Annotated in this window: 26 protein-coding genes and 1 pseudogene; 12 read left to right on the forward strand and 15 right to left on the reverse strand. The window is 62.3% G+C overall.

Going from position 1 to position 25526, the window contains the following annotated elements; genetic code table 11:
* The 7 genes from AC5E6N_RS13780 to AC5E6N_RS13810 all read right to left on the reverse strand — a co-directional run.
* The coding region (locus AC5E6N_RS13780) for an AMP-binding protein (protein WP_491748344.1) at positions 1-1503 on the reverse strand (1503 nt) is incomplete at its 3' end.
* A 19-nt stretch (positions 1504-1522) separates the two neighbouring features.
* Positions 1523-2809 (reverse strand): TRAP transporter large permease, encoded by a 1287-nt coding sequence (locus AC5E6N_RS13785; protein WP_491748345.1) that lies wholly within the window; start codon positions 2807-2809, stop codon positions 1523-1525.
* A complete protein-coding gene (locus tag AC5E6N_RS13790; protein ID WP_491748346.1) occupies positions 2806-3285 on the reverse strand; it encodes a TRAP transporter small permease in 480 nt (159 codons plus the stop codon). The genes AC5E6N_RS13785 and AC5E6N_RS13790 overlap by 4 nt, the downstream gene beginning before the upstream one ends.
* Before the next feature lie 72 nt (positions 3286-3357).
* Entirely contained in the window at positions 3358-4368 is a 1011-nt protein-coding gene (locus AC5E6N_RS13795) for a DctP family TRAP transporter solute-binding subunit (RefSeq protein ID WP_491748347.1), read from the reverse strand.
* Between the two features lie 25 nt (positions 4369-4393).
* Entirely contained in the window at positions 4394-5023 is a 630-nt protein-coding gene (locus tag AC5E6N_RS13800; protein ID WP_491691549.1) for a TetR/AcrR family transcriptional regulator, read from the reverse strand.
* Positions 5024-5352: 329 nt separating this feature from the next.
* A complete protein-coding gene (locus AC5E6N_RS13805) occupies positions 5353-6321 on the reverse strand; it encodes a nucleoside hydrolase (protein ID WP_491748348.1) in 969 nt (322 codons plus the stop codon).
* Positions 6321-7304, reverse strand: coding sequence for a LacI family DNA-binding transcriptional regulator (locus tag AC5E6N_RS13810; RefSeq protein WP_491748349.1), 984 nt, complete (start codon positions 7302-7304; stop codon positions 6321-6323). The genes AC5E6N_RS13805 and AC5E6N_RS13810 overlap by 1 nt, the downstream gene beginning before the upstream one ends.
* Positions 7305-7516: 212 nt before the next feature.
* Between AC5E6N_RS13810 and AC5E6N_RS13815 the strand changes: the two genes are divergently transcribed.
* The 4 genes from AC5E6N_RS13815 to AC5E6N_RS13830 all read left to right on the forward strand — a co-directional run bounded on the left by AC5E6N_RS13815 (position 7517) and on the right by AC5E6N_RS13830 (position 11666).
* On the forward strand, positions 7517-8782 hold the full coding sequence (locus AC5E6N_RS13815) for a sugar ABC transporter substrate-binding protein (protein WP_491748350.1): 1266 nt from the start codon (positions 7517-7519) through the stop codon (positions 8780-8782).
* 99 nt (positions 8783-8881) lie between these two features.
* Positions 8882-9748, forward strand: coding sequence for a carbohydrate ABC transporter permease (locus AC5E6N_RS13820; protein ID WP_491748351.1), 867 nt, complete (start codon positions 8882-8884; stop codon positions 9746-9748).
* Positions 9745-10590 carry a carbohydrate ABC transporter permease gene (locus tag AC5E6N_RS13825; protein WP_491748352.1) on the forward strand — a complete coding sequence of 282 codons (846 nt, stop codon included), beginning with the start codon at positions 9745-9747 and terminating at the stop codon, positions 10588-10590. The genes AC5E6N_RS13820 and AC5E6N_RS13825 overlap by 4 nt, the downstream gene beginning before the upstream one ends.
* A 23-nt stretch (positions 10591-10613) precedes the next feature.
* A complete protein-coding gene (locus tag AC5E6N_RS13830; protein ID WP_491748353.1) occupies positions 10614-11666 on the forward strand; it encodes an ABC transporter ATP-binding protein in 1053 nt (350 codons plus the stop codon).
* 119 nt (positions 11667-11785) lie between these two features.
* On the opposite strand, the pseudogene AC5E6N_RS13835 reads toward AC5E6N_RS13830, so the two are convergent.
* Positions 11786-12651 (reverse strand): annotated as a pseudogene (locus AC5E6N_RS13835) (transposase family protein); the annotation flags it as partial.
* Positions 12652-12707: 56 nt separating this feature from the next.
* On the opposite strand from AC5E6N_RS13835, the gene AC5E6N_RS13840 reads away from it, so the two are divergent.
* Together AC5E6N_RS13840 and AC5E6N_RS13845 are read left to right on the forward strand one after the other, a co-directional pair.
* Complete coding sequence (locus AC5E6N_RS13840) at positions 12708-12893, forward strand: hypothetical protein (protein WP_491748367.1); 186 nt, start codon at positions 12708-12710, stop codon at positions 12891-12893.
* Positions 12894-12966: 73 nt separating this feature from the next.
* Positions 12967-13377: a sulfatase-like hydrolase/transferase gene (locus tag AC5E6N_RS13845; protein ID WP_491748354.1), complete on the forward strand. Its 411-nt coding sequence runs from the start codon at positions 12967-12969 to the stop codon at positions 13375-13377.
* Here AC5E6N_RS13845 and AC5E6N_RS13850 read toward each other — a convergent pair.
* Genes AC5E6N_RS13850 through AC5E6N_RS13875 form a run of 6 tightly spaced genes read right to left on the reverse strand, consistent with a single transcriptional unit; the run spans position 13313 to position 19579 of the window.
* Positions 13313-14521 (reverse strand): thiolase family protein, encoded by a 1209-nt coding sequence (locus AC5E6N_RS13850; protein WP_491748355.1) that lies wholly within the window; start codon positions 14519-14521, stop codon positions 13313-13315. The two genes, AC5E6N_RS13845 and AC5E6N_RS13850, sit on opposite strands and share 65 nt — an antisense overlap.
* Entirely contained in the window at positions 14518-16002 is a 1485-nt protein-coding gene (locus AC5E6N_RS13855) for a hydroxymethylglutaryl-CoA lyase-like TIM-barrel protein (protein ID WP_491748356.1), read from the reverse strand. Before AC5E6N_RS13855 ends, AC5E6N_RS13850 begins: the two co-directional genes overlap by 4 nt.
* Positions 16003-16019: 17 nt before the next feature.
* On the reverse strand, positions 16020-17393 hold the full coding sequence (locus AC5E6N_RS13860) for an acetyl-CoA carboxylase biotin carboxylase subunit (protein WP_491748357.1): 1374 nt from the start codon (positions 17391-17393) through the stop codon (positions 16020-16022).
* Complete coding sequence (locus AC5E6N_RS13865; RefSeq protein WP_491748358.1) at positions 17386-17883, reverse strand: acetyl-CoA carboxylase biotin carboxyl carrier protein; 498 nt, start codon at positions 17881-17883, stop codon at positions 17386-17388. The genes AC5E6N_RS13860 and AC5E6N_RS13865 overlap by 8 nt, the downstream gene beginning before the upstream one ends.
* Positions 17884-17906: 23 nt before the next feature.
* A complete protein-coding gene (locus AC5E6N_RS13870; RefSeq protein WP_491748359.1) occupies positions 17907-18800 on the reverse strand; it encodes an MBL fold metallo-hydrolase in 894 nt (297 codons plus the stop codon).
* Entirely contained in the window at positions 18797-19579 is a 783-nt protein-coding gene (locus AC5E6N_RS13875) for an IclR family transcriptional regulator (RefSeq protein WP_491748360.1), read from the reverse strand. The genes AC5E6N_RS13870 and AC5E6N_RS13875 overlap by 4 nt, the downstream gene beginning before the upstream one ends.
* Positions 19580-19694: 115 nt before the next feature.
* On the opposite strand from AC5E6N_RS13875, the gene dctP reads away from it, so the two are divergent.
* The 4 genes from dctP to AC5E6N_RS13895 all read left to right on the forward strand — a co-directional run bounded on the left by dctP (position 19695) and on the right by AC5E6N_RS13895 (position 24128).
* On the forward strand, positions 19695-20714 hold the full coding sequence (dctP, locus tag AC5E6N_RS13880) for a TRAP transporter substrate-binding protein DctP (RefSeq protein ID WP_491748361.1): 1020 nt from the start codon (positions 19695-19697) through the stop codon (positions 20712-20714).
* Positions 20715-20786: 72 nt separating this feature from the next.
* Positions 20787-21290: a TRAP transporter small permease gene (locus tag AC5E6N_RS13885; RefSeq protein ID WP_491748362.1), complete on the forward strand. Its 504-nt coding sequence runs from the start codon at positions 20787-20789 to the stop codon at positions 21288-21290.
* A complete protein-coding gene (locus AC5E6N_RS13890) occupies positions 21287-22576 on the forward strand; it encodes a TRAP transporter large permease (protein ID WP_491748363.1) in 1290 nt (429 codons plus the stop codon). The genes AC5E6N_RS13885 and AC5E6N_RS13890 overlap by 4 nt, the downstream gene beginning before the upstream one ends.
* Positions 22577-22592: 16 nt before the next feature.
* The gene (locus tag AC5E6N_RS13895; protein ID WP_491748364.1) at positions 22593-24128 is read left to right on the forward strand and encodes a class I adenylate-forming enzyme family protein; all 1536 of its coding nucleotides are present in this window, start codon (positions 22593-22595) and stop codon (positions 24126-24128) included.
* A 17-nt stretch (positions 24129-24145) separates the two neighbouring features.
* Here the strand turns inward: AC5E6N_RS13895 and AC5E6N_RS13900 are convergent, their stop codons facing one another.
* Positions 24146-24460, reverse strand: coding sequence for a GntR family transcriptional regulator (locus tag AC5E6N_RS13900; protein ID WP_491748365.1), 315 nt, complete (start codon positions 24458-24460; stop codon positions 24146-24148).
* Positions 24461-24541: 81 nt separating this feature from the next.
* Here AC5E6N_RS13900 and AC5E6N_RS13905 point away from each other — a divergent pair, with 81 nt between their 5' ends.
* Both AC5E6N_RS13905 and AC5E6N_RS13910 read left to right on the forward strand, forming a co-directional pair.
* Positions 24542-25300 (forward strand): SDR family oxidoreductase, encoded by a 759-nt coding sequence (locus AC5E6N_RS13905; protein ID WP_491748366.1) that lies wholly within the window; start codon positions 24542-24544, stop codon positions 25298-25300.
* The coding region (locus tag AC5E6N_RS13910; protein WP_491748368.1) for a hypothetical protein at positions 25293-25526 on the forward strand (234 nt) is incomplete at its 3' end. The genes AC5E6N_RS13905 and AC5E6N_RS13910, both read left to right, overlap by 8 nt.

Here is a 25526-nt window from a genome sequence, read left to right on the forward strand (position 1 = left end):
CCCGCCATCGCGGTCGGCAACGATCCAGGCCGCGGGCAGATTGCCCATGCGCCGGTCCTCGACCGGCACGATACAAGCCTCGCTCACGCCCCCCATCTCTTCCAGCCGCTTCTCGATCTCCGCGGGGTAGATGTTGAAGCCGCCGACCGTGAACATGTCGTCGATGCGTCCGGTGATGTGCAGATAGCCGTCCTCGTCAATGAAGCCGACATCCCCGGTATGAAAGAAGCCCTCAGCGTCGATCGCCTCGCGCGTCCTTTCGGGCATCTTCCAGTACCCCTTGCCAACGCAGGAGCCCGGCCGGGCATCGCCCAGCAATATCTCGCCCTGTTCGCCCAGCGCCGCCTCCGCGCCGCTATCGCCGCTGACAATGCGCAGAACCGCGCTGTCCAGCGCCTTGCCCACCGTGGTCAGCCGCTTGTGCCGCGGATGGTCGGCCGTCGAGACGGTCGACAGGCCACCGCATTCGCTCAACCCCCAGGCCTGCATGATCCGGCGTGCGCCCAGCACGCCGATAATGTCCTGCATCGTGGCATCCGTCAGCGGCGCGCCGGCGACATGCCCGCCACGCAAGCTTGACAAATCATGGTTCGAGATGTCCGGATGATCCAGCATCATGCGGAACATCGAGGGCGTTCCGGGAATATAGGTGACGCCCTCCTTCGCGATCAGGTGCAGCGACCGCGCCGCGTCGAACTGTTCGGTAATGACCACCCTGGCACCATTGCGAAGACCCAGAGGCGCCCCGTAAAGCCCGCCGAAATTCGTGAACAGGGGCACATGGCAAAGGATCACGTCCTCGGGTCCGAGTTCCGCAAGCCTCGACCATTGATGTGTCGTGACTAGGTTCGTCACATGCATCGACATTCCGCCCTTGGGGAATCCTGTCGTACCGGACGTGTACATGATGTTCATCACGTCGAACGGAGAAATCCGGCCCTGCCGCTCCGCCAGCGCTTCCGCGGACACCTGCGCGCCCCGCGCCCTGATCTCGTCAAGACTGTGGCGGCTGGGCAGTTCCTCTCCCGCGCCCACGCGAATGACATGGCGAAGCGACGGAACCCCGGCGCTTTCAAATGTCCCGGCATCGGCGCTTTGCAACTCCGGTATCGAGGCCGTTGCGATCGCGCAGGCATCGACCTTGCCGAGGAAGCGGTCCTGCATGATCAGCACCGATACCTCCGCCTGATTCAATGCATAGGTCAGCTCGCTTTCGCGGTAGTAGCTGTAGAGCGGCAGCAGGATCGCACCGGTCTTGTAGATCGCGAACTGGCAGATGACCCACTCGATGGAGTTCGTCATGAAAATCGCGGCGACATCGCCTTTGCGCACGCCAAGGGCCATCAGCCCGCGTGCCAGCATGTCGACTTCGCGCCGGAACCGCGAATAGCTGATTGTCCTGTCATCCATCGCCAGGAAAGTCCGATCCCCATGGGCCGCGGCTTGCCGGTCGAGGAGCGCCGGCCAGGATGTCAGAGAGTCGTCATACCAATCTTGCGACACAGGTTCGCCTCCGTTCGGGTCAGCCGGGCATTGTCGACGGCAGCCATGTCGACAGGCCGGGAAAGAGATATATGAGCAACAAGGCCAGGAGGGATATCAGCACAAAGGGCAGTATGCTCTTCAGGATGTCCTGGATGCGGGTGTTCAGCACCCGCGCGGCCACGAAGAGATTGACGCCCACGGGCGGCGTGAACTGGCCGATTGCCACAGCGACAGCAACGAAGACACCGAACCAGGTCAGGTCGATTCCCTGAATGTGCACCGCGGGGATCAGCAGTGGCACGATGACAAGGTAGATCGACGCGCCGTCGATAAAGAGGCCCGCCACAAGCAGCACGATCGCGGCAAGCAGGAACACCTGCCATTCGCCACGCACATCGACCGCGAAATTCATGATCCACTCGATGACCTGCCCGTCCAGCGTGATGACCCAGGAAAACAGCGAAGCGCAGGCAATGATGAAAAACACCACGGCCGTATCGATCATCGTCCGGCGCGCAATCCGGGCGATGTCTGACAGGCCGATCTCGCGGTACACCAGCAGGCCGACGATCAGTCCGTAAAACACCGCGATGCCGGCCGCCTCGGTCGGTGTGAAAACACCGAGATAGATGCCGCCGACCACGACCAGCGGCGCACCCAACCCCAGGATCGACCGGGAGAAGGCGGTCGCGACACCCCGAAACGTCACATGGCCCTCGGGCCGGTCGAACCCCTTGTGATGGGCGATCATCCAGGCGCAGAGGGCGATCAGCAGGCCCATCAGGATGCCCGGGATCAGTCCGGCGACGAACATCTCGCCAATCGAAACTCCGGGAACCGCGACGGCATAGAGGATGAAGGCGATGCTCGGGGGCATGACCAGCCCGAGCGCGCCGCCGGCCGAGATCAGCGCGCCCGCCGATCCGCCGGAATAGCCCCGCTCGCGCAGGATCGGCCCGACCGTCGCGCCAAGCGCCGCCGTATCCGCCGGCCCCGACCCGGACAAGCCGCCGAGGAGAACGGAAACACCGCTGGTCACGATCCCGGTCCGCCCGCGCACCCTCCCGACCAGCGAATCCACCAGCCCGAACAGCCGACGCATGATCCCGCATTTGTCAAAGACGTTGCCGGCAAGGATGAAGAACGGAATGGCGAGAAGCTCTATCTTCTGCAGGGATGAAAACAGGATGGACCCGACGAAGCCGATATTGCCCTCGATCATCAGGCCACCGACGACCGCGGCCGCGCCAAGCGCGATCGCGACCGGAACGTTGATAACGATCAAGAACGCCAGCAGCGCGAAGACGACCAGAGTCGCGCTCATATCGCCCCTCCGTCCCTGCCGGTATCGGGCACGCTCCGCGGTTGCGTTACCAGGCAGCGCCAAAGCGCGACCGACGCGCTCAGCGGTATGAAGATCGCGATCGTCCAAAGCGGCACATCGATCAGACCGGCCGTCGTGCCGCCCGAGATCTGGCGCAGGACAAGCAGGATTCCCGACCAGACGACGACGCCGTAGAAGGCTGCGACGACCGCCGTTCTGACAAGGCGCACGCCGCCCTTGATCCGGCGCGGCAGCAGCATCACGAAGCTGTCGACGCCCAGATGGGCCTTTTCCCGCTCGGCGGTGGCGATCGCCACCCAATAAGCCGCGATGCCGCCGAGGATCATGATCTCGAACAATTCTCCAAGCGCATGGCGAAAGACATAGCGGGACGCGATGCTGACGCCGTTCAGCAGAACGAGAATGATGAGGGCCAGTTCGAGACAGCGGTATTCGGCTGCGACCAGGCGGCGCATTGGACTCTCCCGGGAACGTCGGCTTCGGTTTCATGGGAGCAGCCGCGACACGGCGGCCGTCCCGTTTGTCAGTCAGTCTTTCGAGACGGACGCCATCAGGTCGTCACCCATGAGAGGGGCCCATTCCTCGTAGATCGGCGCCATCTCGGAGCGGAACGCCGCGATCTGTTCGGCGGTCAGCGTCATCACCTCCAGCTCGCGCTCCAGTTCGGCCAGAAGCGCCCGGTTCGCCTCGGCCTGAGCCTCGCGGTGCCAGGCAGCCGCCTCTTTCGCCGCATCGGCAAGGATCTGCCGCTCGGTTTCGCTCAATTCCGCCCACAGAGTGCTGTTGGCCAGGATCCCGATGGCATCCGCGGAATAGTTCCAGATGGTCATATAGTTCTGGACCTCGTGGAACCGGCTGACCGAAATCAGGCTGATCGGGTTTTCCTGCCCGTCGACAACGCCCTGTTGAAGCGCGCCGTACAGCTCGCCGAAGCTCGTCGGAACCGGGCTGACGCCCATCTGCTTGAAGACCGCCTGATACAGTTTCAGACCGGGCACACGCAGGGTCAGCCCGTCGATATCGGCGGGCGATGTGACCGGACGCACATTGTTGGTCAACTGCCGAAAGCCGCTGGTCGAATATCCGCCGACCGGCGTGACGCCCTTCTCCTTCAGAACCGACCAGACCTGTTGGCCGGGCCCGTCGATCAGTTCGAACAATTCTTCCTCCGACGGTGCGATCCAGGGCAGCGAGAAGAACGCGAAACGCGGATCGATGATCGACAGGATGATGCTGGAATGGAACGTGAAGTCGATTGTGCCGTTCTGCAGCAATTCGAATTCGGTCACCTGGTTGCCGTTGGACAGAACACCGTCGGGAAAGACCCGAATGCCGATCTTGCCCTCCGTCGCCTCGGACACGTTGTCGGCGAACCGCTGCGCGGCCTGCGACCAGGGCGCCTCCGCTCCGACCGACATGGCAAAGCGCAGGCTGCGCTCCCTGATGTCGTCATCCTGGGCGAATGCGGGCGCCGCCGTCGCCAGGCCGATCGCGGCAAATCCCGCCGCGGCGCAAAGCATCTTGAAATTGAATGTCATTGTCTCCTCCCGGTGGTGCGTCTGATCAGCCTGTATCGGCCTCAACCCCAAGCCCGTTCAGGACAAAGGAGAATATCTGCTCCTCGATCTCGTCCGGGTCTGCATGTGTCGACAGGTCCCACCATCTCAGGGCGACGATGGCCGGAACGAATGTCATGAGATTGGCTGCGACCCGCCTGTTGGATACCCGTAGCGGCCCGACCGCCGCCTCATAGTCGGCGGCGATGCGCTGAAAGGCGCTGTTGAGCCGTGAGACGGATTTCAGAATCTGGCGCCTGTCGTCTTTCTCAAGAGCGTGCGTCTCGTTGTAGAGCAGCACGAGCTCGTCCTTGTGCTGCAGCATGATGCGCAGAATGGACCGCACCCCTCCGACAAGGCGCTCGCGCGGGTCGGCGTGGTTCTCCAGCACCTCGGCAACGCCCTGTTCGTACAGACCGACGAGGTGCTCGCAGACCAGATAGAGGATATCTCCCTTGGTCTGGACGTAGTTGTAGAGATTGCTCTGCGCCACATTCGCTTCCCGCGCGATCATGCGGGTCGTGGCGTCGTGGAAGCCCCGCGAGCGGAACACGCTGATGGCCGCCTTCAGGATATCGTCCCGACGACGCGAAACGAGATCGTGGTTCTGCACCTGACTGTTGACCGACCTGCTCAAAAATCCGAACTCCCAACCCATTCCGATCGCTCGATCTGGAACGCATAAAATCTGATCGTATGATCAGATAGGAGAAATCATTACCTGATCATGTGATCAGAATCAAGTCGATCCTTCGCGCCAAACCGCGTAACCGGCCCCGATCGCCCAGCCCCGGAACCTCCATGCCCCTAGATTATCGACTGCACTCCGGGATGGAGTGCATCGGCCTGAAGCGACCGGGTAACGCGATCCCTTCTCCGACGAAATTGACGAAGCACTTTGGGAAGAATCATACCGGCGCGCAGATGCAACCCCGAGATTTCTGAAGGACCGAAAGCGAGATGAGGTTAGGCCACCGGTAACGCAGGCCGGTCGGGCCAGGCAATGATGGCTGACACGATATGCTCAACCAAAGCTGGGCCGTCGATCTCGATCCCGACATGGCAACTCAGCGTCTTCATTGCCTTGATGTTTTCCAGTGGCGCTGGCGTCAGGTGGCGGAAGTCGCACACGGTCATGCCTCGCGTTGGCCCTTGCGCCAATGCGATCTCGACAGACGTGTGGCGATATGTCATCATCTCGGGACAGATGAAAGGCACCAGCGCGCATGGATCGTGCAGCGAGGCCGTCGAAAGTCCGTGTACTTCACGCAGTCGATTGAGGAAAAAAGACAACAGGCCCGCAAAAGTGTCGCCCACCCGTCCGGTCCCCGCGATGCGCGCGATATCGGTGTCGGAGATACCCGCTTGCCGCGTCACATTCAGCCCCGCCATCCACAGAGGCACGCCGCTGCGAAACACGATATCGGCGGCCTCCGGATCACACCAGATATTGAATTCGGCAACAGGCGTCACGTTGCCCACCTGCGTGGTCCCGCACATCATGCTGATCCCGCGCAACCATCTGGCCAGCCGTGGCTCCTTGCGCAGCGCGATGCCGACATTGGTCATCGGGCCGATCGGGCACAGCACCAGTTCGTTCCGGTAGCGCGAGGCCATTTCGATGATGAAATCAACGGCATGGACATCGACTTCTTCACGATCGGGGACAGGCAGCTCGGTCCCGTCGATTCCGGTCTTTCCATGCACGTCGCCACCATGCCGCACTTTGCCAACGAGGGGATTGCCGCACCCGCGCGCAACTGGAACATCGAGCCCCAGCAATGTGACCAACGACAGAGCGTTGGCCGTGGTCTTGTCAACTGTCTGGTTGCCGTAGACGGTGGTGATTCCCACCAGGTCCAGATGTGTCGCTGCGTATAGGATCGCCGTGGCATCATCATGTCCGGGATCGCAATCGATGAGCACCTTCTGCATCAGGACTCCGTTGACTGTCCGGGTGCGGTGGATCCGCGCGGCACCAAGCGCGGGACGACAACTTCCGAAGGAGACGCGCCTCCGCGATCGGCCGCCAATAGCTGCGCCCGAGCGACGGTACGGGTCACGAGTTCGGTCAAATTCTGGTCCACGCTGGTCAGATCGTAGGCCGGCCGCTCAGACAGGGGGGAATTGTCATAGCCGGCGATCATAAGGTCGTCCGGCACGGACATCCCTAAATCCTGCCGCGCGGCGTCCATCAACGCAAAGGCCAGAGTATCGTTGGCGCAGAACACCGCGTCGAGCGGGCTCTCAAGAAGGGTGGCGGCGGCCGTTCTGGCTGCATCGTAGCTATATGTGCTGACCGCGCGCGATGTGCAGGCGAAGCCCGCCTCGGCCAATCGGGCGGTGAAGGCGGTTTCGCGGTCGTGGCTGATCAACGTGCGGTCATCGCCCGCGAAATAGCCGAAACTGCGCGCGCCCCGGGCGATCAGATGATCGGCCAGCAATGCTCCGCCAGCGCAGTTGTCGCCGACCACTGTCGCAACCGGCTCGGGCCCATCGTATCGATTCATGAGCACCAGCGACTTGCCGCCGCGGCTGCAATTTTGCACGATCTCCTTATCGAAAGGTGCCGCCAGCGCTATCACCGCGTCGACTTGGAATCCGGTAAGACGAGATATCACCGTCTCGGGGCTCTGTTTTGCGTTGCACGAGAACACCAACGGCGCGAAGCCCTTCTCGCCCAGTTCGTCGACGAGCAGTCGCAGCGCTTGGGCGTGGTAACTGTTCTCGAGATCGGTCACCACAACACCGATAATGCCGGTAGACTGCTTCCTCAAACTCCGCGCTATAAGGTTCGGCCGGTATCCGAGTTCTTCGGCGGCGGCGAGGACGCGCAGGCGTGTCGCTTCAGAAATTCGTGAATCCCCGGCGAGCGCACGCGATACGGTTGGGGCCGAGGCCCGTGCCAGTTCGGCCACCTCGACCCTCGTTACTCTGCTCTTCCTTCCCGCCATTGCTTTACCGCCTTGCGCCCTTCCCGGTGGCCTCCAAGCCTACATTAGGATTTTATCCTTGACGAAGAAACCGAATTCGTGTGCTTTATGCACTCGTGTGCATAAAGCATGCACGCGCCCTGAAATGCAAGACCAAAAGCCGGGCGCGTCAGGCTATAACAACAGGGATGTCGCAAATGACCCTTCAACTGACCCTTCAACGTTTCAATTTTCTGGCCGTTGCCGTGGGCACGGTTTTGGCCAGCTCCGCCGGACTTGCGCAAGACCAGACGTCCTCACTCTCCGCGCCATGGATGGGCTGGCCGGACGAACAGGTCGCACCGCTGATGAAAACCTTCGAGGACGCCACCGGAGTCGCGATCGAGTATGAGCGCCTGCCAATCACCGAACTGTTCAACACACTTGAGGTTCGGCTGCAGGCTCGAAACGAATTGCCGGATGTCTTTCTTGTCGATGGTCCGCTGACCGCTTCCTATGCTGCCCGCGGCCACTTGCTGGAGCTTGAGACGATGTTGGGGGCCGAACTCGATCGCTACGTTCCGTCGACGCTGGTGCAGGGCAGTTATGATGGCATGCTGTACTCTCTGCCACTTGGCACTTCGTCACAAGTCCTGTTCTACAACAAGGCCCTGTTTGCCGAGGCAGGCATATCCGAGCCGTCATCTGACCCGGCAAACCGAATGACCTGGGACGAGGTGCTTGAGATCGCACAACAGCTGACCGGCGACACAGCCGAGTTCGGGTTCGCTTTCGAGAACACAAACCCCTACCAGCTCCTGCCGGTACCGCAGAGCTACGGGGCCGAGGTGATCAGCCCTGACGGCCTGCGCGCCACCGGCTATGTCGACAGCGAAGCATTCATTGCAGCCATGCAGTGGTACCAGGATCTCTACCAGACCCATAAGGTTGCACCCGCGGGCACCTTCGACGGCGGTATTGTTCAAGAGATGTTTGGAAACGGGCAGGTCGCGATGATGGTTGGCGGCACCTGGAACCTCGAAGGTCTCAAGCGCTTCGAGAGCCTGGATTTCGGGGTCGCCCCACACCCGTATTTCGCCGATGGCGCCCCTGTGACGGCCACCGGAAGCTGGCACGTGGGCATCAATCCCCGCACCAAAAACATGGAAGCAGCCCAGCAATTCGTGACCTGGCTGTCCACACCCGAGGCGATGGATCTGTTTTTCTCTCTGCGCCAATACCCGCCGGCGCTGGAGCAGATTTGGGAGGCGCGCGCTGAAACCACCTTTGTCGATCCCGCCTGGGAAATCGTGAAATATGAGTTGGCGAACACAGCAACACCTCGGCCGATCACGCCAGGATACCGCGAGTACGAAGAGTTCCTGCGCACCGCCATGCGGGACATCCAGACCGGTTCCGACGTGTCGGAAACGCTCTCCCGCGCCGCTTCGAGCATTGATCGCGAGATGCGCAAGTACCGCTGATGCGAATGGCGCCGCACGGACCTATAGAGCGAGTGGGGCGGTGCCGCCTCGCGGGCCGGCGACCCCGTGCCGTGCTGTAAGCCCCGATCCAGGAAGGCCATGTATCATTCGCGCCTAACACCATTCCTCTTTCTGGCCCCTGCACTTCTCGGCCTCGCTGTGTTTCGACTGGCGCCGATCGCGGTTGCCGCGGCCGGCAGCCTGTCGGGCATGTCTCTATTGGGCGAATTGAGCTTTGTCGGGCTGGATAACTTCAAATGGCTTTTTGCCGACCCGGCCTTCTGGCATTCGCTGCAAATTACTCTCTGGTTTAATCTTATCATAAATCCGCTGCAGTTGGCCGTAGCATTCGGTCTTGCGTTGCTGGTGTTTCAGCCTGGAAGGGCAATTTGGTTCTACCGAACACTGCTGGTGCTGCCAATGTCGGTTTCGACAGGGCTCAGCGCGGTGCTGTTCGGTCTGTTTCTGGATGCGAACCTGGGACCGCTGAACGGCGTTCTGGAGTGGATCGGCCTCGGCGCGCAGCCCTTCCACAGATCAGCCGACCAAGCGCTTGGCACGCTTATCGGCATCGCCACTTGGAAAGGCGCGGGCTACTGGATGCTATTTCTGCTGGCCGGGCTCTACACGATCCCCTCGACTGTGCAGGAAGCCGCCATGATAGATGGCGCCTCAACCTGGCAGCGTTTCAGACTGGTCACATTCCCATTGATGCGAAAGCCCATGGCTTTCGTGCTGGTTGCCGACACGGCGATCAACTTCCTTTTCTTTGCCCCCGTCTACATTCTGACGAGCGGCGGTCCGAACGGGGCCACATCGCTTCTTATGTTCGAGGCCTACCGCTCCGCCTTCACGTTTTCGGATATGGGGCGGGCACTCGCGATCTCGACCATCCTTCTTCTGATCATCCTCGTGATTGTCGTTCTGGAGTTTCGTTTGTTGCGCAGCCCCGAGGACCGAGCATGACAGACCCGCTTGCCCCCTCGCCGTTCGGCAACGTCCTGCGCTACGGTCTTCTGTCGGTTCTTGCGTTCTGCATCGCCGCCCCGCTGGCATGGCTTTGTCTGGCATCGCTCAGTCCGCAGACCGAAATTTTTCAGCCTGTCAGCAATTTCAGCTGGGGAGACCTGATCCCGTCGCGGCTGACGCTGGAAAACTACCGCGCGCTTCTTAACACCGACTTCCCACTGGCAGTAAAGAATTCAGCCATCGTTGCAGGAACCACCGTTGTCTTCGGGCTGATCGTCAACGCAATGGCGGGTTTCGCCTTTGCCACTTTCGATTTTCCCGGCAAGACGATTCTCTTCGTGCTTGTGATCGCCAGCTTCATGATGCCGTTTGAAGCCACGGTACTGCCGCTCTACGTCATGATACGAGCCTTTGGCTGGGTGAACTCCTACCAGGCGCTTATCGTGCCCGAAATTGCCAACGGCATGGTCATCTTCCTGTTCCGGCAGTTTTTCGTCTCGATCCCGCGTGACTTTTACGATGCAGCCCGGGTCGACGGCGCCTCGTGGGGCTACATCTTTGTGCGTATTGCCCTGCCGCTCAGCTGGCCCACAATAGCCACGGCGAGCCTGATGCTTTTCCTTTCACAGTGGGACAGCTTTTTTTGGCCCATTGTCGCGGCAAGCGATCCCGACTACGCCGTCGTGCAGGTCGCTATCGCCCGCAACATCAATTTCGAGGAGACAAACTGGGGAGGGCTGTTCTCGTCCACAAACCTCGCAATCCTGCTCGGCACCATCCCGTTCCTGTTGACCCAGCGGCTCTATGTGCGCTCGCTGATCTCGGGCGGCGTAAAGTAACAGCGTCGCAGAAAGGCATTGACATGGCGACCGTGACAGTCAGCGATCTGAAGAAACGCTATGGACGAAACGAGATTCTGAATGGCATTGACCTGTCTGTCGCGTCTGAGGAATTCGTCGCGCTCGTCGGCCCCTCGGGGTGCGGAAAGTCCACGCTTCTGCGGATAATTGCCGGGCTCGAAGGCGTGACCGCCGGGACGATCTCCATAGACGATCGCGACGTGACTGGCTTGCCGCCCAAGGAGCGGGATGTGGCGATGGTGTTCCAGAACTATGCACTCTACCCACACTTGACCGTTGCGGCGAATATGGGCTTTTCGCTGAGGTTGCGCGGCACTCCCAAGACTCAGATTGCCGAAAAAGTGCGTATCGCGGCGGAGATCCTGGGGCTCGGCGCGCTGCTCGAGCGCTATCCCGGGCAACTGTCGGGAGGGCAGCGGCAGCGCGTGGCCACGGGTCGCGCCATCGTCCGCGATCCGGCCCTGTTCCTGTTCGACGAGCCGCTTTCGAATCTGGACGCCAAGCTCAGGGTAGAGATGCGCACCCAGATCAAAGCGCTTCACCAGAGGCTGAGGGTCACAACCATCTACGTGACACACGACCAGATCGAAGCCATGACCATGGCTGACCGTGTCGTTGTAATGCGCGCCGGCCTTATCGAGCAGCAAGGCGCGCCACTCGATCTCTACGACCGGCCAACAAATGTCTTTGTGGCCGGTTTCCTTGGCTCGCCGTCAATGAACTTCCTGAGCGGCCGGGTTCAAAATGGCGCAATCGAGATGCCGGACGGCACCCGGCTGCCACTCCCCCCGACAAGTGACGCGCTGGAGGGGCGCAACGTCCGATTGGGCGTGCGCCCGGAGGATATAGAGATCGGCGCCCAAGGTGTTGTCGCCAAAGTCGAGGTCGTCGAACCCACCGGCCCCGACACCCAGCTTCTGGTCCAGGTGGGAGGTTCAGACGTTACCGTCCTGCTGCGCCGTCGCGTTGCCGTCAGTCCGGGCGAGGTCGTGCGGTTGGTGATCGACCCGGCACGAATACACATGTTCAACGCCGATAGCGGCCTGCGTGTTTAGCGAGATGAGGTTAGATTGAAGCATTTGACCGCGGCGATTTTGCCGTTGTTGTTCAATATCCTCTTCCTTTCAAGGGTGGGGAAAATCGACCCATCGTTCGCCCTCGAATTCGTCGCCTTTCAAAAAGCGTTCTGAAGGGGTGATTTTTGTGTGATTGCAGCCCAGATCTCCGCGATAGTTTTGCACAAAATTCTCCTGAACCATCTCAGGATGAGGCGCAGGTTGTAGGCGATGGCGCTGAGCACTGCGTTTGCGCGATCGCCGTCACGTCCATGCAGGAAGTTACGATCCAGGTGGCCGTCCGTCTTGGCATGGCCGATCACCGCCTCGATCGCCGATCGTCGTCGCAGTTCCCGCTTGATTTGGCCGTGCACGCCGCGCTTCTGACCGGACTTGAAGACCCGGAGCGGGTTGTCCACGTCATGGCCGCGATAACCTTTGCCGACATAGATGCGTTCGATATGGCGCCCAGTGAACGCCTCGGTCTCCTCGACGACCTGTTTGAGCGTGTGCCCGTCATATGGACTTCCATGGAATGCCTTCTTGGCGTGGAGGATGAACTGACCGCCCTTGCAGCGTTTGTTGGTGGTCGTGATCGAGACCTTGGTGCCGAACTCGTACGGGGCAAGCGCTACCAGCCCTTCGCTTGCGCTGCGGGCGTTCCTTCCTCGAAAAGGTCCACTGGACCTTTTCGCCGGCTTTGCCGATCGGTCGTCACCCCTTACTCGGTCTCCGGCGCATGCCAGGAATAGAGTTTCCAGCCCCGCTGTTTCTGCTTCTGGCTGCTGATTTGCCTGGCCTTCATCAGGGCAAGGGCGAAGATGGCATGGAGGTCTTCGTCGTCGCCGATCTTGCGGGTGATATCGCGGATCAGGCGGCCGAGCCGGGTGCGCAGGAACTTCAGTTGGCGATTGAAGCGCTTGAACTGCTTGGCGTGGGTATAGCGCCCGGCCATCATAGCCGCCTTCTTGGCGACCCTTATGTAGGGGGAGATGAAGCGGCCGAAGGCGTGGTCGTGACCTGAGCGCAGACATTCTGAAGATGGGTCTGGCCGACTTCGACTACACACCAAGCTTCGATCCGGCGCGCAAAGTCCGAGTTTTTGAGGATGTTTTCGAAAGCTTGTCCAAGGCTGGAAAACTGAGCGGTGACATGCCGAATTTTTCAAACGCCTTGATGGCCGACATCCATGCCGCTGCCTCCGAGATGGTTGACAAAATGAACTGAATCCATCGGGCGGACTGTCGTTAGGCCGGCCGGCCGCGACCGTTTGGAACTTGGATCTCCCGAGAATTTGTTCATGACCGCCCCAAATCTGCTGCTCATCATGGACGATGAGCACAACGCCAACGCGCTCGGATGCTATGGCCACTCAATTGCGAAAACGCCAAATCTGGATGCGCTTGCGGAACGTGGAACACGCTTTGAGGATGTCTATGCGAACTCGCCGATCTGCGTACCCGCACGGGCCCGCCGGCATGCGCAGCATCATCGAGCTTGTCGAGGAACTCGTTCTTCGCGGCCGCGTCAAGGGCCGCCTCATTGTCACGCCGCACGCCGCATGGTCCAGCAGCGGCATATTGACGGACCGGATCAAATGGCCGGGTCAGCGTTGCCTTTCTCCGGTCGATGCTTTCGATATCCGCTCAGGCGCGGTCTTCGACCGAAATCACAACGGCCATCGCGGTATCGCCCGCGGCGCAGCCGGTGAAGAGGCCGACACCGCCGCCGCGAAGAACGAGTTCCTCGACAAGCTCGATGATGCTGCGCATGCCGGTGGGTGCCTGCGGGTGCCCCCAGATCAGCGAGCAGCCGTAATTGTTCATGTCAGCCGGATCGATACCGGTCAGCGACGCGAAACACAGGTCGTTCACCGCGAAAGGGTTGTGGGTTTTGATCGCATCCATGTCGGTGATAGCGACGCCGGCCTGGTGTAGTGCCTGCTTTGCCGCGGGAACGGGCGCTTCCGGCATGTGGGCCAGCGCCGCGCGGGACTGGCCGAAGCCGAGGAGGCGGATACGGATCGCCGGATCGCGGCTAAGGTCGCGGGCCTGCTCCGGCGCAGCGAGAACCAGCGCCGCGCTGCCGTCGGCAGGGTGCGTTTGGCCGCCGAAGGTGACCGTGCCGTCGGTCTGTACGGGCTTCAGCCGGTCCAGACCCTGCGCCGTGGAGAGCGTCACGCCCTCGTCGCCCGAAAGCTCGGCCGCGATCCTCTTGTAGCCGGGGTCGGGAACCGGGAAAGGCAAGGTCATGTAGCGCTTCTGGAACGCATGGTCGTCCTTCAGGGCCATGCGGTATTGATCGGTACGACGGAGAACCAGACCGTGCTGTTCCCCGGTGGAAAAGCCGTCTCTGCGCGCGACGTTCTCGGCGGTGGCCAGCATCGCATGACCACCCAGCGGATCGCATTTGAAGTTGTCCATAACCCAGTCTTCGCAGATGCCGGTGCCGCCTGGACCCTGCGGCGCCGGATAATAGAGATGGGGTCCGTTCGAGGTTCGATCGCAGGTCACGGCAAGCATCGCGCCGGCGAGGCCCGCCTCGATCTCATGCGCGCCGGTCAGGACAGCGCGGACTCCCGTCGCACAGGCCTGGGCAACGGTCGGCCCTGCGGTCTTTTTCGCGCCGACCATGCCCATGAACCAGGGCAGGCCGTAGAAAGCGCCCCTCTGCGGCACCGAAAGACCCAGAACGCCATAGTCGAAGGTCTCGGGTGCGATGCCCCGCCGCTCCAGTTCGGCACGGGCGACATGCGCCGCGAACTCGATGCTGTGCAGGCCTGAGAAGGATCCCTGCCACTTCGCGAAGGGTGTGGACCAGTAGGCACCGTAGGGAATTTCGGCACGATAGGTCACGATACTCTCCCTGCGGCCGGGCCACGCGACAAACGCAGATGGCCATCGTCGATTTCAAGCGCAATCCGATCGAATCGGCCGCGTGCTGCAAGCTCGTCCAAAAGACGGACAATCAGGTTGCCGCCGGTTTGGTAGATTCGGGCGGGCCCGGCACGGTGCATTGCGTCGATCTCAGCCTGCGGGGCGAGATAGCGCAGGATCAACTCGGAATCCGGCACGGAAGAGCCGCCGAGCCGGTCGCGGATTGCCTTTATGTCCGGCTCCTCGTTACCGGCGCCGGCGAGCTTGAGGGCCCGGGGCATGGCGCGTATCCGGTCGGCGAGGTCCGTGGAGATGTTTTCGGCCGCCTCCCTCCCCCAGCGCCCGAGCGCCATGGAAATGATCTCGTCCGAAACCTGCTTGTATCGTTCGCCCGAGATGACGTTGAGCGTGGCTTGGCTGCAGACGAACTGCGAGAAGGGCGTCACCATGATCGGATAGCCCATTTCCGCGCGAACCCGCCCGATCTCCTCAAGCACCTCGTCGAGACGGTCGATAAGGCCGATCTGCTTCAACTGGTGACGCAGATGGGAAATGACGCCACCCGGCACCTGATGGACGTACTGCGCCACGTCGTACTGCACCGGCGCGCCTTTGGGCAGATCCTCGGCTTCGGCTATCTCGTCGAAATGGCGCGACACGCGCTCCAGCCGCTGCAGGTCCAGCGGGGCTTCGATACCCAGCCGGTTGGCGTTGGAAACGGTGTTGAAGACCGAAGGTTGCGACGAACCGTCGGCGAGCGGCGGGATCGCCGTGTGAACTGCTTCAACGCCGAGCGGCATTGCCTCGGAATAACACGCGGGCATCAGACCGGTCGTGCAATGGCCGTGGAACTCAACCGCCACGTCATTGGCGCCCTTCAACACAGCCGGCACCAGCGTGCGCGTCCGGTCCGGCGTCAGCAGACCCGCCGGGTCCTTGATGAAAAGCGCGTCGGGCGCCAGGCTCGCCGCTTCCCGCGCTTTCTTGCGGTAGTATGCGTCGGTATGCTTGGGCGAGAGGGAGTAGACCAGCCCGATTACAATCTGCATGCCCTGCTGTTTGATCATCTCTATCAGCCGCGGCAGCCGGTGATCGAAATCGTTCGATGGATCGATGATCTGGATGCGGCCGATTCCATGAGCGGCCAACTGCTCCACATAGACCTTCATGAGACTGTAGGGCGTGACATCGAAGACCGACACACTCGGCAGCATCATGAATGACAGAGGCGTCCGGGTGACACGCGCGGACATTGCCCTCATTCGTTCCCAGGGGTCTTCGCGAAGCTCCTTGACGCATTTCCTGAAGTGTCCGGCGCCGAAAACCTCGATCGCCTTGAACCCGGCATCATCCAGGGTCTCCGCCACGGGCAGCATCATCCCGGTGCGCATCCCCATCGCCCACAGGCTGTGATGGCCGTCGCGCAGGGTCGTGTCCACGAAGCGAATCTGATCGGTCATGTCTGCGGACCTTTCCTTCAGGCGGGCTCGGGCGCCGGCGCGGCGCCCATCCGGTCAATGGATCGGGTGTTGTGGGTCATGGCGGCGAAATCCGGGTCATCCAGGAGGCGCAGCAGGAATGTGCGGTTGGTCCGGATGCCTTCGATCGCCATCGCCTCGAGACCCCGCCGCAGCCGGTCGATCGCGGCGGCGCGGTCGGGAGCGTGAACGATCACTTTGGCGATGAGCGAATCGTAATAGGGAGGGATGAGCGTCCCGGCCTCGCAATGGGTGTCGATGCGCAGGCCATCCGTCTGGGGCATGTCCCAGCGGGTAATCCGTCCGGGCGAGGGCTGGAATCCGTTTTCCGGGGACTCCGCCGCGACACGCGCCTCGATCGCGTGACCGCGCACCTCAGGCCGGTCGGACAGGTCCGGCAAGCCACCGCCGCCGGCAATACGGAGCTGCGCGGCGACGATGTCGATACCGGTCACCATCTCGGTCACCGGGTGCTCCACCTGCAGCCGGGTGTTCACCTCGAGGAAGTAGAAGGCATCCTCGGCCTTGTCGTAAAGGAACTCCACCGTTCCGGCACTCTCGTAGTCCAGCGCGCGGACGATGCGCAACGCGGCCTGGTGCATGCGGTTCCGGACATCCGGCGGAATCTTTGCGGCGGGCGCTTCCTCGACCACCTTCTGGTAGCGCCGCTGAAGCGAGCAATCGCGGTCCGCAAGATGCAGGACGCGCCCCTTGCCGTCGCCCAGCACCTGTACTTCCACGTGCCGCGCATCGGCGATGAAGCGTTCCAGATAAAGGGTGGGATCGCCGAAGGCCCCGCGCGCCTCGGAGGCGGTGGTGTGCAACACCGAGGCCAGGTGCGACTGCGCCTCGATCACTTTCATGCCGCGGCCGCCACCGCCGGCGGCGGCCTTGACCAGGACCGGGTAACCCATCTCCCCCGCCAACTGCGCGGCCATGGCGGCATCATCGATCCGCGTCGAGCCCGGCAGCACCGGCACGCCCGCCTCCTCGGCGATACGCCGGGCCTCGAGTTTGTTGCCGAGACGGGCAATGACTTCAGAAGACGGTCCAATGAAAGCGATCCCGTTTTGCGCGCAGAGTTCCGGCAGCACCGGCTGTTCGGAAAGGAAACCGTAGCCGGGGTGCAAAGCGTCGCAGCCCGTCGTCAGCGCCGCGTGTATCAGCAATTCCGGCCGCAGATAGCTCGACTGCGCGGGGGCGGGCCCGATGCACACGCTGCGCGTGGCGAGCCTGGCGGCCATGCTGGCGCGGTCAGCCTCGGAGACCACCGCCACCGACTCCACCCCGCACGCGATGCAGGCGCGGATGATGCGCACGGCGATCTCGCCGCGATTGGCGACCAGAACTCGGGTCGGGTAAAGGTTAGCCATCCGGATCGACCACGAAAAGGAGCTGCCCGTACTCGACGAGCGCGCCGTCTTCCACACGGATCTCGCGGATGGTTCCGGCGATCTCGGCCGTGACGGCGCTGAAGACCTTCATCACTTCGATGGTGCCCAGCGTGTCGCCTGCCTGCACCGTGGCACCCTCGGTCACGAAGGGATCGCTCCCGGGCTCCGGCGCGCGGTAGAACGTGCCCATCGTCGGTGCGCTGACGCCGGTGCAGCCTTCGGGCACGGCGGTATCGGTGATCTGGGCCTGCGGCGCCGGCTCTTCCTCCGTCACCGGCAGCGCGGCTTCCTGCTGCTTGTCCTTCGCGCCAGGGGCCGCCGTTACCGCATCTTGCGCCGGAGCGCGCACGGCCGCCTGGTCGCGGCTCAGGTGCAGTTTCAGACCTTTCCACTCGATGTCGATCACGTCGAACTCGACGCGATCTATCAGTTGAAGGATCTGGTCCACGTCGCCGCGGGTCAGCTCCATGGGTTGCTCCTTTCTGCCGGAGTTCACAGTTCGATGCGAAGCTGGTCGCGGGCGAAGGTCAGAGGACCATCGTAGTTGTTCCGGATATCACGCGCCATTTCGTCGAAGAGATGCGGGCCCATCTCATCCACCGGAAAGTGGTTGCGGGCGGCATGTTTCAGCACTGGCGAGGTGGAGTCGAAATGTCCGAAATGCGTCGGTATCAGCTGCTTGACCCCGGCGCGTTTGGCGATTTTGCCGAGATCGTCGGGACCTGTGTGGGCATGAATGCCGACACCGGTCCGTTTGCGAAAAGCGATGAAGCTTTCAGGGAAAGTGCATTCGTGGATAAGCAGATCCGCGTTCTCGGCAAGCTTTACCATGTTATCGCAAGGTGCCGTATCCCCCGAGAAGGCGATGACCTTTCCCTCGGCCTCGATCCTTACCCCAAAGCACTGGCTCAATTCCCGCGGAATATGATCGACCAAATCGGCGGTGATGCGGATGTCCTCGTCTTCGAAGACGATACCGGGCTGCATCTCGCGAATCTTCGGCCGGATCGCATCGATGTTGGCCTGCCGGCTGGCATAGTGCGAACGGGCGTCGAAATCTCCCTTGAACGCGCCGTCCTCGAAGAGATGATCGCAGAAGTGTTTGACCCCCGCCGGCCCCAATAGAACGGACGAGCCGGGTCGGTCGAACATCCAGGCGGTGATTATGAAAGCCGGATAGTCGCAGATATGGTCGTGGTGCAGGTGGGTAAGGCAGACCAGATCCACGTCGGCGGGATTGACCCCGGCCAGGACGAGTTGCCGCGTGGTGCCCGCCCCGCAATCAAACAGAAAGTGGCGGCCGTCGGACAGTGTCAGCAGGATGCCGGATTGGCCTCGAAGCGGATCCGGGAAGGCGGCACCCGTTCCAAGGAAGGTGATCTTCATTCTTTCGTCCTTTCGTTGCTCTCCAACTCCGGCAGATCGCTGAAACCGAGTTCGCGGGACACGGTCGCGGCCGTGTCGATCACGGACTCAATAATCCGGGGAAAACGCTCATCGGGGATGCGCGATTCAACGCCGCCGATGGAGATGGCGGCGACGACATGGCCCGAAGCGTCCCGTACGGGAGCGCCGAAGGCGCGCAGGAGCGGCAGAAAGACCTGATCGTCCACCGCGTAGCCGGTCCTGCGGATCTCTTCGAGTTCCGGGCGCAGAATGTCCGCACCGACCGCATGATATTTAGGAAACCGCGCGATTGAAGCCTCTATGCGCTCTTGCCAGGTCTCAGGATCGCAAAATGCGAGGAGCGCCTTGCCGGCGGCCGTACAGTGCAGCGGACTTTCATCGCCCACATCCGCGGAATATCTCAGGAAGTGCCGGGTCTGCACCACATAGAGCCGCAGGATCGAATCCTTTCGCATGATGGAAAGGTGCACCGATTCCCCGTTCATATCCCGCAGCGCATCCAGATGCGGGATCGCCGTGCGCAACAAGTTTGCACCGGATTGCCGGACGCTTGCCAACCGCAGCAATTCGTATCCCAGCCGGTAGCGGCGCGATTCCAGGTTCTGCTCGACCATCCCGCTCTTCTCCAGTTCGCGGAGCAGGCGGTGCACGGCCACCTTGTTGAGCCCGAGCATGCGGCCGATCTCTGTCACGCCCAGTTCCTGCTGTTCGATGGTGAAGCAGCCCAGAACGGTCATGGCCTTCCGGATGGTGCTCATTCTTCAAATCCGTTCGTTGAAATCGCGGGCTTGTTTCAAATAACGTAACCGTGTTACAAAAAATGGTCAATACGAAACGGGTGGCCGCCCGGCCCCCGAAAAAGGGAGGTCAGGAATGAATCGGTGTTTTGCTGTTGCGACGGTGGTTCTGAGCATGGCGGCGGGAACGGCCGCGCATGGCCAGACCACGTTGATTTTCAACAATTTTGTGCCGACGAGGAGCGTCTATTACACGCACGGGATCGTGCCGTTCAAGGAAGCGGTCGAAGAACGGACCCAGGGCCGGGTTCAAGTCGAGATCACCACGGCGACGCTCGCACCGCCGGGCGCGCAGCTTGAGATGGTGCAGTCCGGCGTCGCCGATCTGGCGATCTGGTCGCCGTCCTTTCTCGGCAACAAGATCATGCTGCCGAACGTCGCTTCTCTGCCCGGCTCGGGCGAGGAATCCATGCCGGGCTCGGTGGCGCTGTGGCGCACGCAGGAAAAATACTTTTCCGGCGCGAACGAGTTTGAAGGCGTGAAACTGCTCGGCCTGATGCGGTTTCGTTCCAAGGTGCTGTTCACACGCAACGCCCAGGTAAAGACGCTGGACGACATGAGCGGCCTGAAGATCCAGGCGGTGCCGGGGGTCGGTCCGAACGCGCTCGCCTCGCTGGGCGCCACGCCGATCCCGCGGCCTCAGGTCCAGGCCCATGAATTGCTCAGCAGTGGCGTGATCGATGGAACCATGACCGAGTACCTCGCCGTTTTTGGTTTCAATGCCGCCGACGAAGTCAACCACGCGCTCGAATTTCCGGAGGGCCTGGTCGCCTCGGTTCTGTCGCTCATCATGAACGAAGACAAGTTCGACGCGCTTTCGCCGCAGGACCGGCAGGTGGTCCTTGATGCGGCGGGCGAGGCCTGGTCGCGGATACTCGGAGGCGAACTCGACTCGCGGACACCGCCGCTGCGCGACCAAATGCGGGCCGACGGCAAGACCGTGGCCATCGCCGATCCGGGCTTTTTCGAACCGGTTCGCGACAAGCTCCAGGCGCTTGAGAGCGACTGGCTGAGTGCCGCCGCCGAACGCGGCGTCGATGCCGAGGCGGCGCGCGCCTATTACCTCCAGCAGTATGAGGCGGTGGCTTCCGAATAACGCCGCCGGGCAAGGGGCGAAGCCGTTGTCCCTTGCCGCAACCGCGAAACCACGCCAGGGAAGGAACCGCCGGTGCCGAACGACCGTCCCCCAACCGCTGCCATGCCGCGTTGGCTCGAGCGGATCCTGAACGCGATTGTCGCCCTTGTGATCTTCTCGATGATGGCGCTGATCTTCGCCGACGTTCTGCTGCGCTACCTGTTCAACGCGCCCATCGCCGGCTCTTTCGAAATAATGCAGTTTCAGTTGGCCCTTGTCATTTTCGCGGCGCTGCCGCTTGTGAGCGCCTGCGAGGAACATATCGTCGTCAGCCTCTTTGACGGCGTGTTCCGCGGCACCATTCGCCGCATCCAGCAGGTGGGTGTCAGCCTCGTGAGCATCGCGGCGCTTGGTCTTGTTGCGTGGCTCATGGTGCTGCAAGGCCGGACGGCCTTGCGCTACGACAAGGTAACCGGCTATCTGGAGTTACCCCTCGCCGGGCTCGACTTCGCAATGGCGGCGCTGGCCCTGGTGGCGCTTCTGGTTCAGACGGCGCTGCTGTGGCATCGGCTGCGCGGCCGGAGCGCGGCGTCATGATCGAGTCGATCATCGGATTCGGCGCGCTTTTCGCCCTTGCCTTCCTGGGCGTGCCGTTGGGTTTCGCACTTCTGATCGTCGGGCTGATCGGCTTCGCTTTCCTGCGCGGGCTGACACCGGCCGTCGCCATGTCAGGCCAGCAGATCGTCGAGTTCAGCACCAATTACGGTTTCTCCGTATTGCCGCTTTTTCTCCTGATGGGTGCGTTCATTCACCGCGCGCAGCTCTCCGAGGACCTCTACACGGCGGCGCATGCCTGGCTTGGCCACCGGCGCGGCGGCCTCGCCATGGCGACCATCGCCGCGTGCGGTGCCTTCGCCGCTGTCTCGGGCAGTTCCCTGGCGACGGCCGCCACGATGGGCAAGGTCGCCATGCCTCCGATGCGCCGGTTCGGCTATGCCGACAGCCTGGCCACCGGCTCCATCGCCGCCGGCGGTACGCTGGGTATTCTCATTCCCCCTTCCGTGCCGCTGGTGCTCTACGGCATCCTCACGGAAACCGATATCGGCAAGCTGTTCATCGCCGGTGTCGTGCCGGGTCTCCTTCTGATCATATCCTATCTCGGGGCGGTCCGGATCAGCACCGCACTGCACCCGGACGCCGGCCCGCGTGCGCAGAGACGGTCAATGGCGGCGCGCTGGCGTGCCTTGCGGCAGGTCTGGGCGGTGCTGGCGCTCTTCCTGCTGGTGCTCGGCGGCATCTATTTCAGCGTGTTCACCCCGACCGAGGCGGCCGGTATCGGGGCGGTCGGCGCTCTCGCCTTCGCGCTCGCCCGGCGCCGCCTCAACTGGACCGTCTTCCTGGGCGCCATGGTCGAGGCGGGGGTGAGGACAGCGATGATCTTCACCGTTGTCTTCGGTGCCATGATCTTTGCCAACTTCATCAACCTGGCCGGACTGACGCGCGCCGCGGTGGCCTTGATCGAGAGCTATGACCTCTCCGTGCTTGGCCTGGTCTTCGCGCTCTGCGCGGTCTACCTCGTCCTGGGCTGCGTTTTCGACAGCATGGCGATGCTGCTTCTCACCGTTCCGATCTTCGCGGGCATACTGGAACCGCTCGGTGTCGACCTCATCTGGTTCGGGATCGTCACCATCGTTGCCATTGAAATCGGCCTCATCACTCCGCCCATCGGGATGAACGTCTTCATTGTCAAGACAGTCGTCCAGGACGTGGATTTGCGCGTGATCTTCCGCGGGGTCTGGCCGTTCATTCTGGTGAGCGTCGCGGCCTTGATCGCCTTGATCCTCTTTCCCGGGCTTACCCTGATCCTGCCTGCGCTCATGTGACAGAGAGGACGTGACCATGATCGATCCGCACATTCAATCCGCTCATAAAACGGTGGTTCACATGCTGGCAGAGGCCGCTGAGATGGCTGCCGCGTCCGAGGCGCTCGTCGATGGCGACAGGCGCCTGACTTATCGGGCTCTTTTGTCGTGTGTCGCAGGCTTTGCAAAGGAACTGAGAAAGCGTGGCGCGACCGGCGCCCGTGTGGCGTTGATAGCCAGGAACTCGCTCGACTGCGCGGTGGCGCTCTACGCGATCCATGCCGCCGGCGGTCAGGCGGTTCCGGTCAACCCGCAATACACGGTGCGCGAACTCGATCATATCCTGACCGACTGCCGGCCGGTGCTTGTGCTGCACGATCCTGAACTGGAAGATATGATCGCGCCGCTGCGCGACCGCCTCGGACTGCGAGCCATCGCCATCGGCCCGGGCGGCCAGGCGCTCGACCGCTGGGCCGGACAGGAGGTCGGGTTGCCGCCGCTGCCGGCGCCCGGCACGCTGGCGACGCTGCAGTATACCGGAGGCACAACGGGGCGACCGAAGGGCGTCAACATCACCCACGGGCAGATGGCCGTGAACGTCGCACAGCGGGAAGCCGCGCTGCCGACGCGTTCGGGCGACGAGACCGTGCTATGCGTCATGCCGCTTTTTCACGTCTTCGCCACCTCCATGTGCCTCTACCTGTCGGTCAATTGCCGCGGCCGCCTGGTGATTTTGCTCCGATACCGTCCGGACTGGGTGCTGGATGCCATCACGAAACATCGGGTCACGCGCCTGCCGGCCGGGCCGACAATCCTTGCGGGCCTGATGGGTTTCGAGGGTTTCGGCGCGTCGGACGTCTCATCGCTGCGCGCCGTCTATTCCGGCTCGGCCGCCTTGCCGGAGGCGGTCCTGGGACAATGGGAGGATTCCGTCGGCTGCCCGGTCTACGAAGGTTACGGCCAATCCGAAGCCGGACCTGTCCTGGCCTATCAATACGAGGGAGAGCCGCGCAGGCCGGGTACGGTCGGTCGCGCCGTCCCCGGCACCGAAATCGAGATCGTCGACCCGGTCGAAGGGCGCAACATACTTTCGGCGGGCGAAGTCGGAGAGATCCGCGCCCGCGGTCCGCAAATCATGACGGGCTACCGCAACCGCCCCGAGGAAACCGCCGCGGCCCTGCGCGACGGGTGGCTGTACACGGGCGACCTCGGCGAGATCGACGAGGCGGGCATTCTTACGATCCGCGACCGCAAGAAGGATATGGTGATCACCGGCGGATACAACGTATATCCCCGTGAGGTGGAAGAGGTCCTGCACGCGCATCCCGACATTGACCAAGCGGCTGTGATAGGCGTGCCCGACGAATATCGCGGGGAAGTTCTCCTGGCCTATCTCGTTACCCGGCCGGGTCGCGCGGTAACCGATGAGGAACTCCGCGACCATTGCGCCGCCAACCTTGCGAAATACAAACTACCGTGCCGCTTTAGACGTGCTGACGCTCTTCCTCGAACGGCTGTGGGCAAACTCGACAAGGCCGCGCTGCGTGCACGAGCACGGCCGGTGGAGGATTGACCATCTTCAGCAAATTTTCAACTCTCTGGGAATCGGACCTTGATGCCCGCCAATGGTGTATCGCGTTTCGACATGCCCGAACCCTTTAGAGCATCGAGCGGCGCGACGGACCAAGCGCTATAGCGCACGCAGCCGACCAACCCTTCCTGCTGACGTGCTGCCAGAGCCTCGCGAACCGTCCCTCTGCTCGCGCCCGTTTGCCTGGCGAGTTCGACCTCCGTGAGCCGGCTGCCTGGCCGAAGACCGCCGGAAACAATCGCCTCGCGCAGGGCATCGGCGGTCAATTCGGCGAGGCTTCGCTTCGCAACAGTCAGATTTGGTTTCTTCGCCACGCATCCCCTCCATCGGGCTTGACTGCGACAATCGATGCTGTTTGCATGATTGTTAACAATCTTTTACCGGTTATAAATGACATGGGATCATGCATCATCATTGGGGCCGGACCGGGCCTTGGCGCGGCGATCGCGCGCCGGTTTGCCAGCGGCGGTTTCGCGGTCGGGCTGGTTGCGCGGGACCGGGCGCGCCTCCAAGCACTGGCCGAACAGTGCCAGGACCATGGCGTTGACGTGGCGAGCCGATCGGCCGATGCCGCAGACCCTGCCGGACTCGCGGCAGCGATCGCCGGGTTGGAAGCAGAGACCGGCCCCTGCTCCGCGCTGATTTACAACGCCGCGGTCCTGGCGCCGCGCGCGCCATTGGCGCTCGATGTCGAGACCATCCGCCGGGAGCTTGACGTGAATGTCATCGGCGCGCTTGTCGCCGCACAGCGTGTCGCACCGGGCATGGTCGCGCGTGGTGAAGGGGCGATCATCTTCACCGGTGGCGGGCTGGCATTGGAGCCCTACCCCGAATGGACCTCGCTGGCGCTCGGCAAGGCTGCGCTAAGGAACCTGTCCTTCTCGTTATATAAGGAACTGGCCCCAAGAGGCGTCCATGTGGCGGTTGTCGCCGTCTGCGGCATTGTCGAAGCCGGTGGGCCGTTCGACCCCGATCGCATTGCCGCGGAATACTGGCGTCTCGCCACGGCGCCGCGCGGCCTGATCGATCGTGAATTCATTTATCGCCCGCCCGGGACCGACCGCTTCTACAACGATCCGGCGCGCAAGCATGTCGCCACCACGCCCGCGCTGTCCGACAAGGAACCGTTTGCGGAGGCAGCGACACATGGCTGATGTGTTCGTGGATGACGGCGTGCGGCTGTGCGCCGAGGTGACCGGCCGGCGTCAAGCGCCGGGCCTGGAGCATCGGGCAAGCCGTTCAACGTCCTTCGGCTCCAGCGAGGTGACGATGAAGCGCGGATTTTTTCCCTTGAGCGTCCATTCGGCCTTGATGAGTGCGTTTGCCATCTCGATGAGCTTTCGCATGATGGCTGTTATTGCGACTTTTGGTGGTTTTCCC

The sequence above is a fragment of the Hoeflea sp. genome (assembly GCF_984452065.1).

Bases quoted from the DNA above. Each gene is read 5' to 3' on its own strand.
- AC5E6N_RS13785 (WP_491748345.1), bottom strand. From the start codon at position 2,809: ATGAGCGCGACTCTGGTCGTCTTCGCGCTGCTGGCGTTCTTGATCGTT.
- AC5E6N_RS13790 (WP_491748346.1), bottom strand. From the start codon at position 3,285: ATGCGCCGCCTGGTCGCAGCCGAATACCGCTGTCTCGAACTGGCCCTC.
- AC5E6N_RS13795 (WP_491748347.1), bottom strand. From the start codon at position 4,368: ATGACATTCAATTTCAAGATGCTTTGCGCCGCGGCGGGATTTGCCGCG.
- AC5E6N_RS13805 (WP_491748348.1), bottom strand. From the start codon at position 6,321: ATGCAGAAGGTGCTCATCGATTGCGATCCCGGACATGATGATGCCACG.
- AC5E6N_RS13815 (WP_491748350.1), top strand. From the start codon at position 7,517: ATGACCCTTCAACTGACCCTTCAACGTTTCAATTTTCTGGCCGTTGCC.
- AC5E6N_RS13820 (WP_491748351.1), top strand. From the start codon at position 8,882: ATGTATCATTCGCGCCTAACACCATTCCTCTTTCTGGCCCCTGCACTT.
- AC5E6N_RS13825 (WP_491748352.1), top strand. From the start codon at position 9,745: ATGACAGACCCGCTTGCCCCCTCGCCGTTCGGCAACGTCCTGCGCTAC.
- AC5E6N_RS13830 (WP_491748353.1), top strand. From the start codon at position 10,614: ATGGCGACCGTGACAGTCAGCGATCTGAAGAAACGCTATGGACGAAAC.
- AC5E6N_RS13840 (WP_491748367.1), top strand. From the start codon at position 12,708: ATGGGTCTGGCCGACTTCGACTACACACCAAGCTTCGATCCGGCGCGC.
- AC5E6N_RS13845 (WP_491748354.1), top strand. From the start codon at position 12,967: ATGACCGCCCCAAATCTGCTGCTCATCATGGACGATGAGCACAACGCC.
- AC5E6N_RS13855 (WP_491748356.1), bottom strand. From the start codon at position 16,002: ATGACCGATCAGATTCGCTTCGTGGACACGACCCTGCGCGACGGCCAT.
- AC5E6N_RS13860 (WP_491748357.1), bottom strand. From the start codon at position 17,393: ATGGCTAACCTTTACCCGACCCGAGTTCTGGTCGCCAATCGCGGCGAG.
- AC5E6N_RS13865 (WP_491748358.1), bottom strand. From the start codon at position 17,883: ATGGAGCTGACCCGCGGCGACGTGGACCAGATCCTTCAACTGATAGAT.
- AC5E6N_RS13870 (WP_491748359.1), bottom strand. From the start codon at position 18,800: ATGAAGATCACCTTCCTTGGAACGGGTGCCGCCTTCCCGGATCCGCTT.
- AC5E6N_RS13875 (WP_491748360.1), bottom strand. From the start codon at position 19,579: ATGAGCACCATCCGGAAGGCCATGACCGTTCTGGGCTGCTTCACCATC.
- dctP (WP_491748361.1), top strand. From the start codon at position 19,695: ATGAATCGGTGTTTTGCTGTTGCGACGGTGGTTCTGAGCATGGCGGCG.
- AC5E6N_RS13890 (WP_491748363.1), top strand. From the start codon at position 21,287: ATGATCGAGTCGATCATCGGATTCGGCGCGCTTTTCGCCCTTGCCTTC.
- AC5E6N_RS13895 (WP_491748364.1), top strand. From the start codon at position 22,593: ATGATCGATCCGCACATTCAATCCGCTCATAAAACGGTGGTTCACATG.
- AC5E6N_RS13905 (WP_491748366.1), top strand. From the start codon at position 24,542: ATGGGATCATGCATCATCATTGGGGCCGGACCGGGCCTTGGCGCGGCG.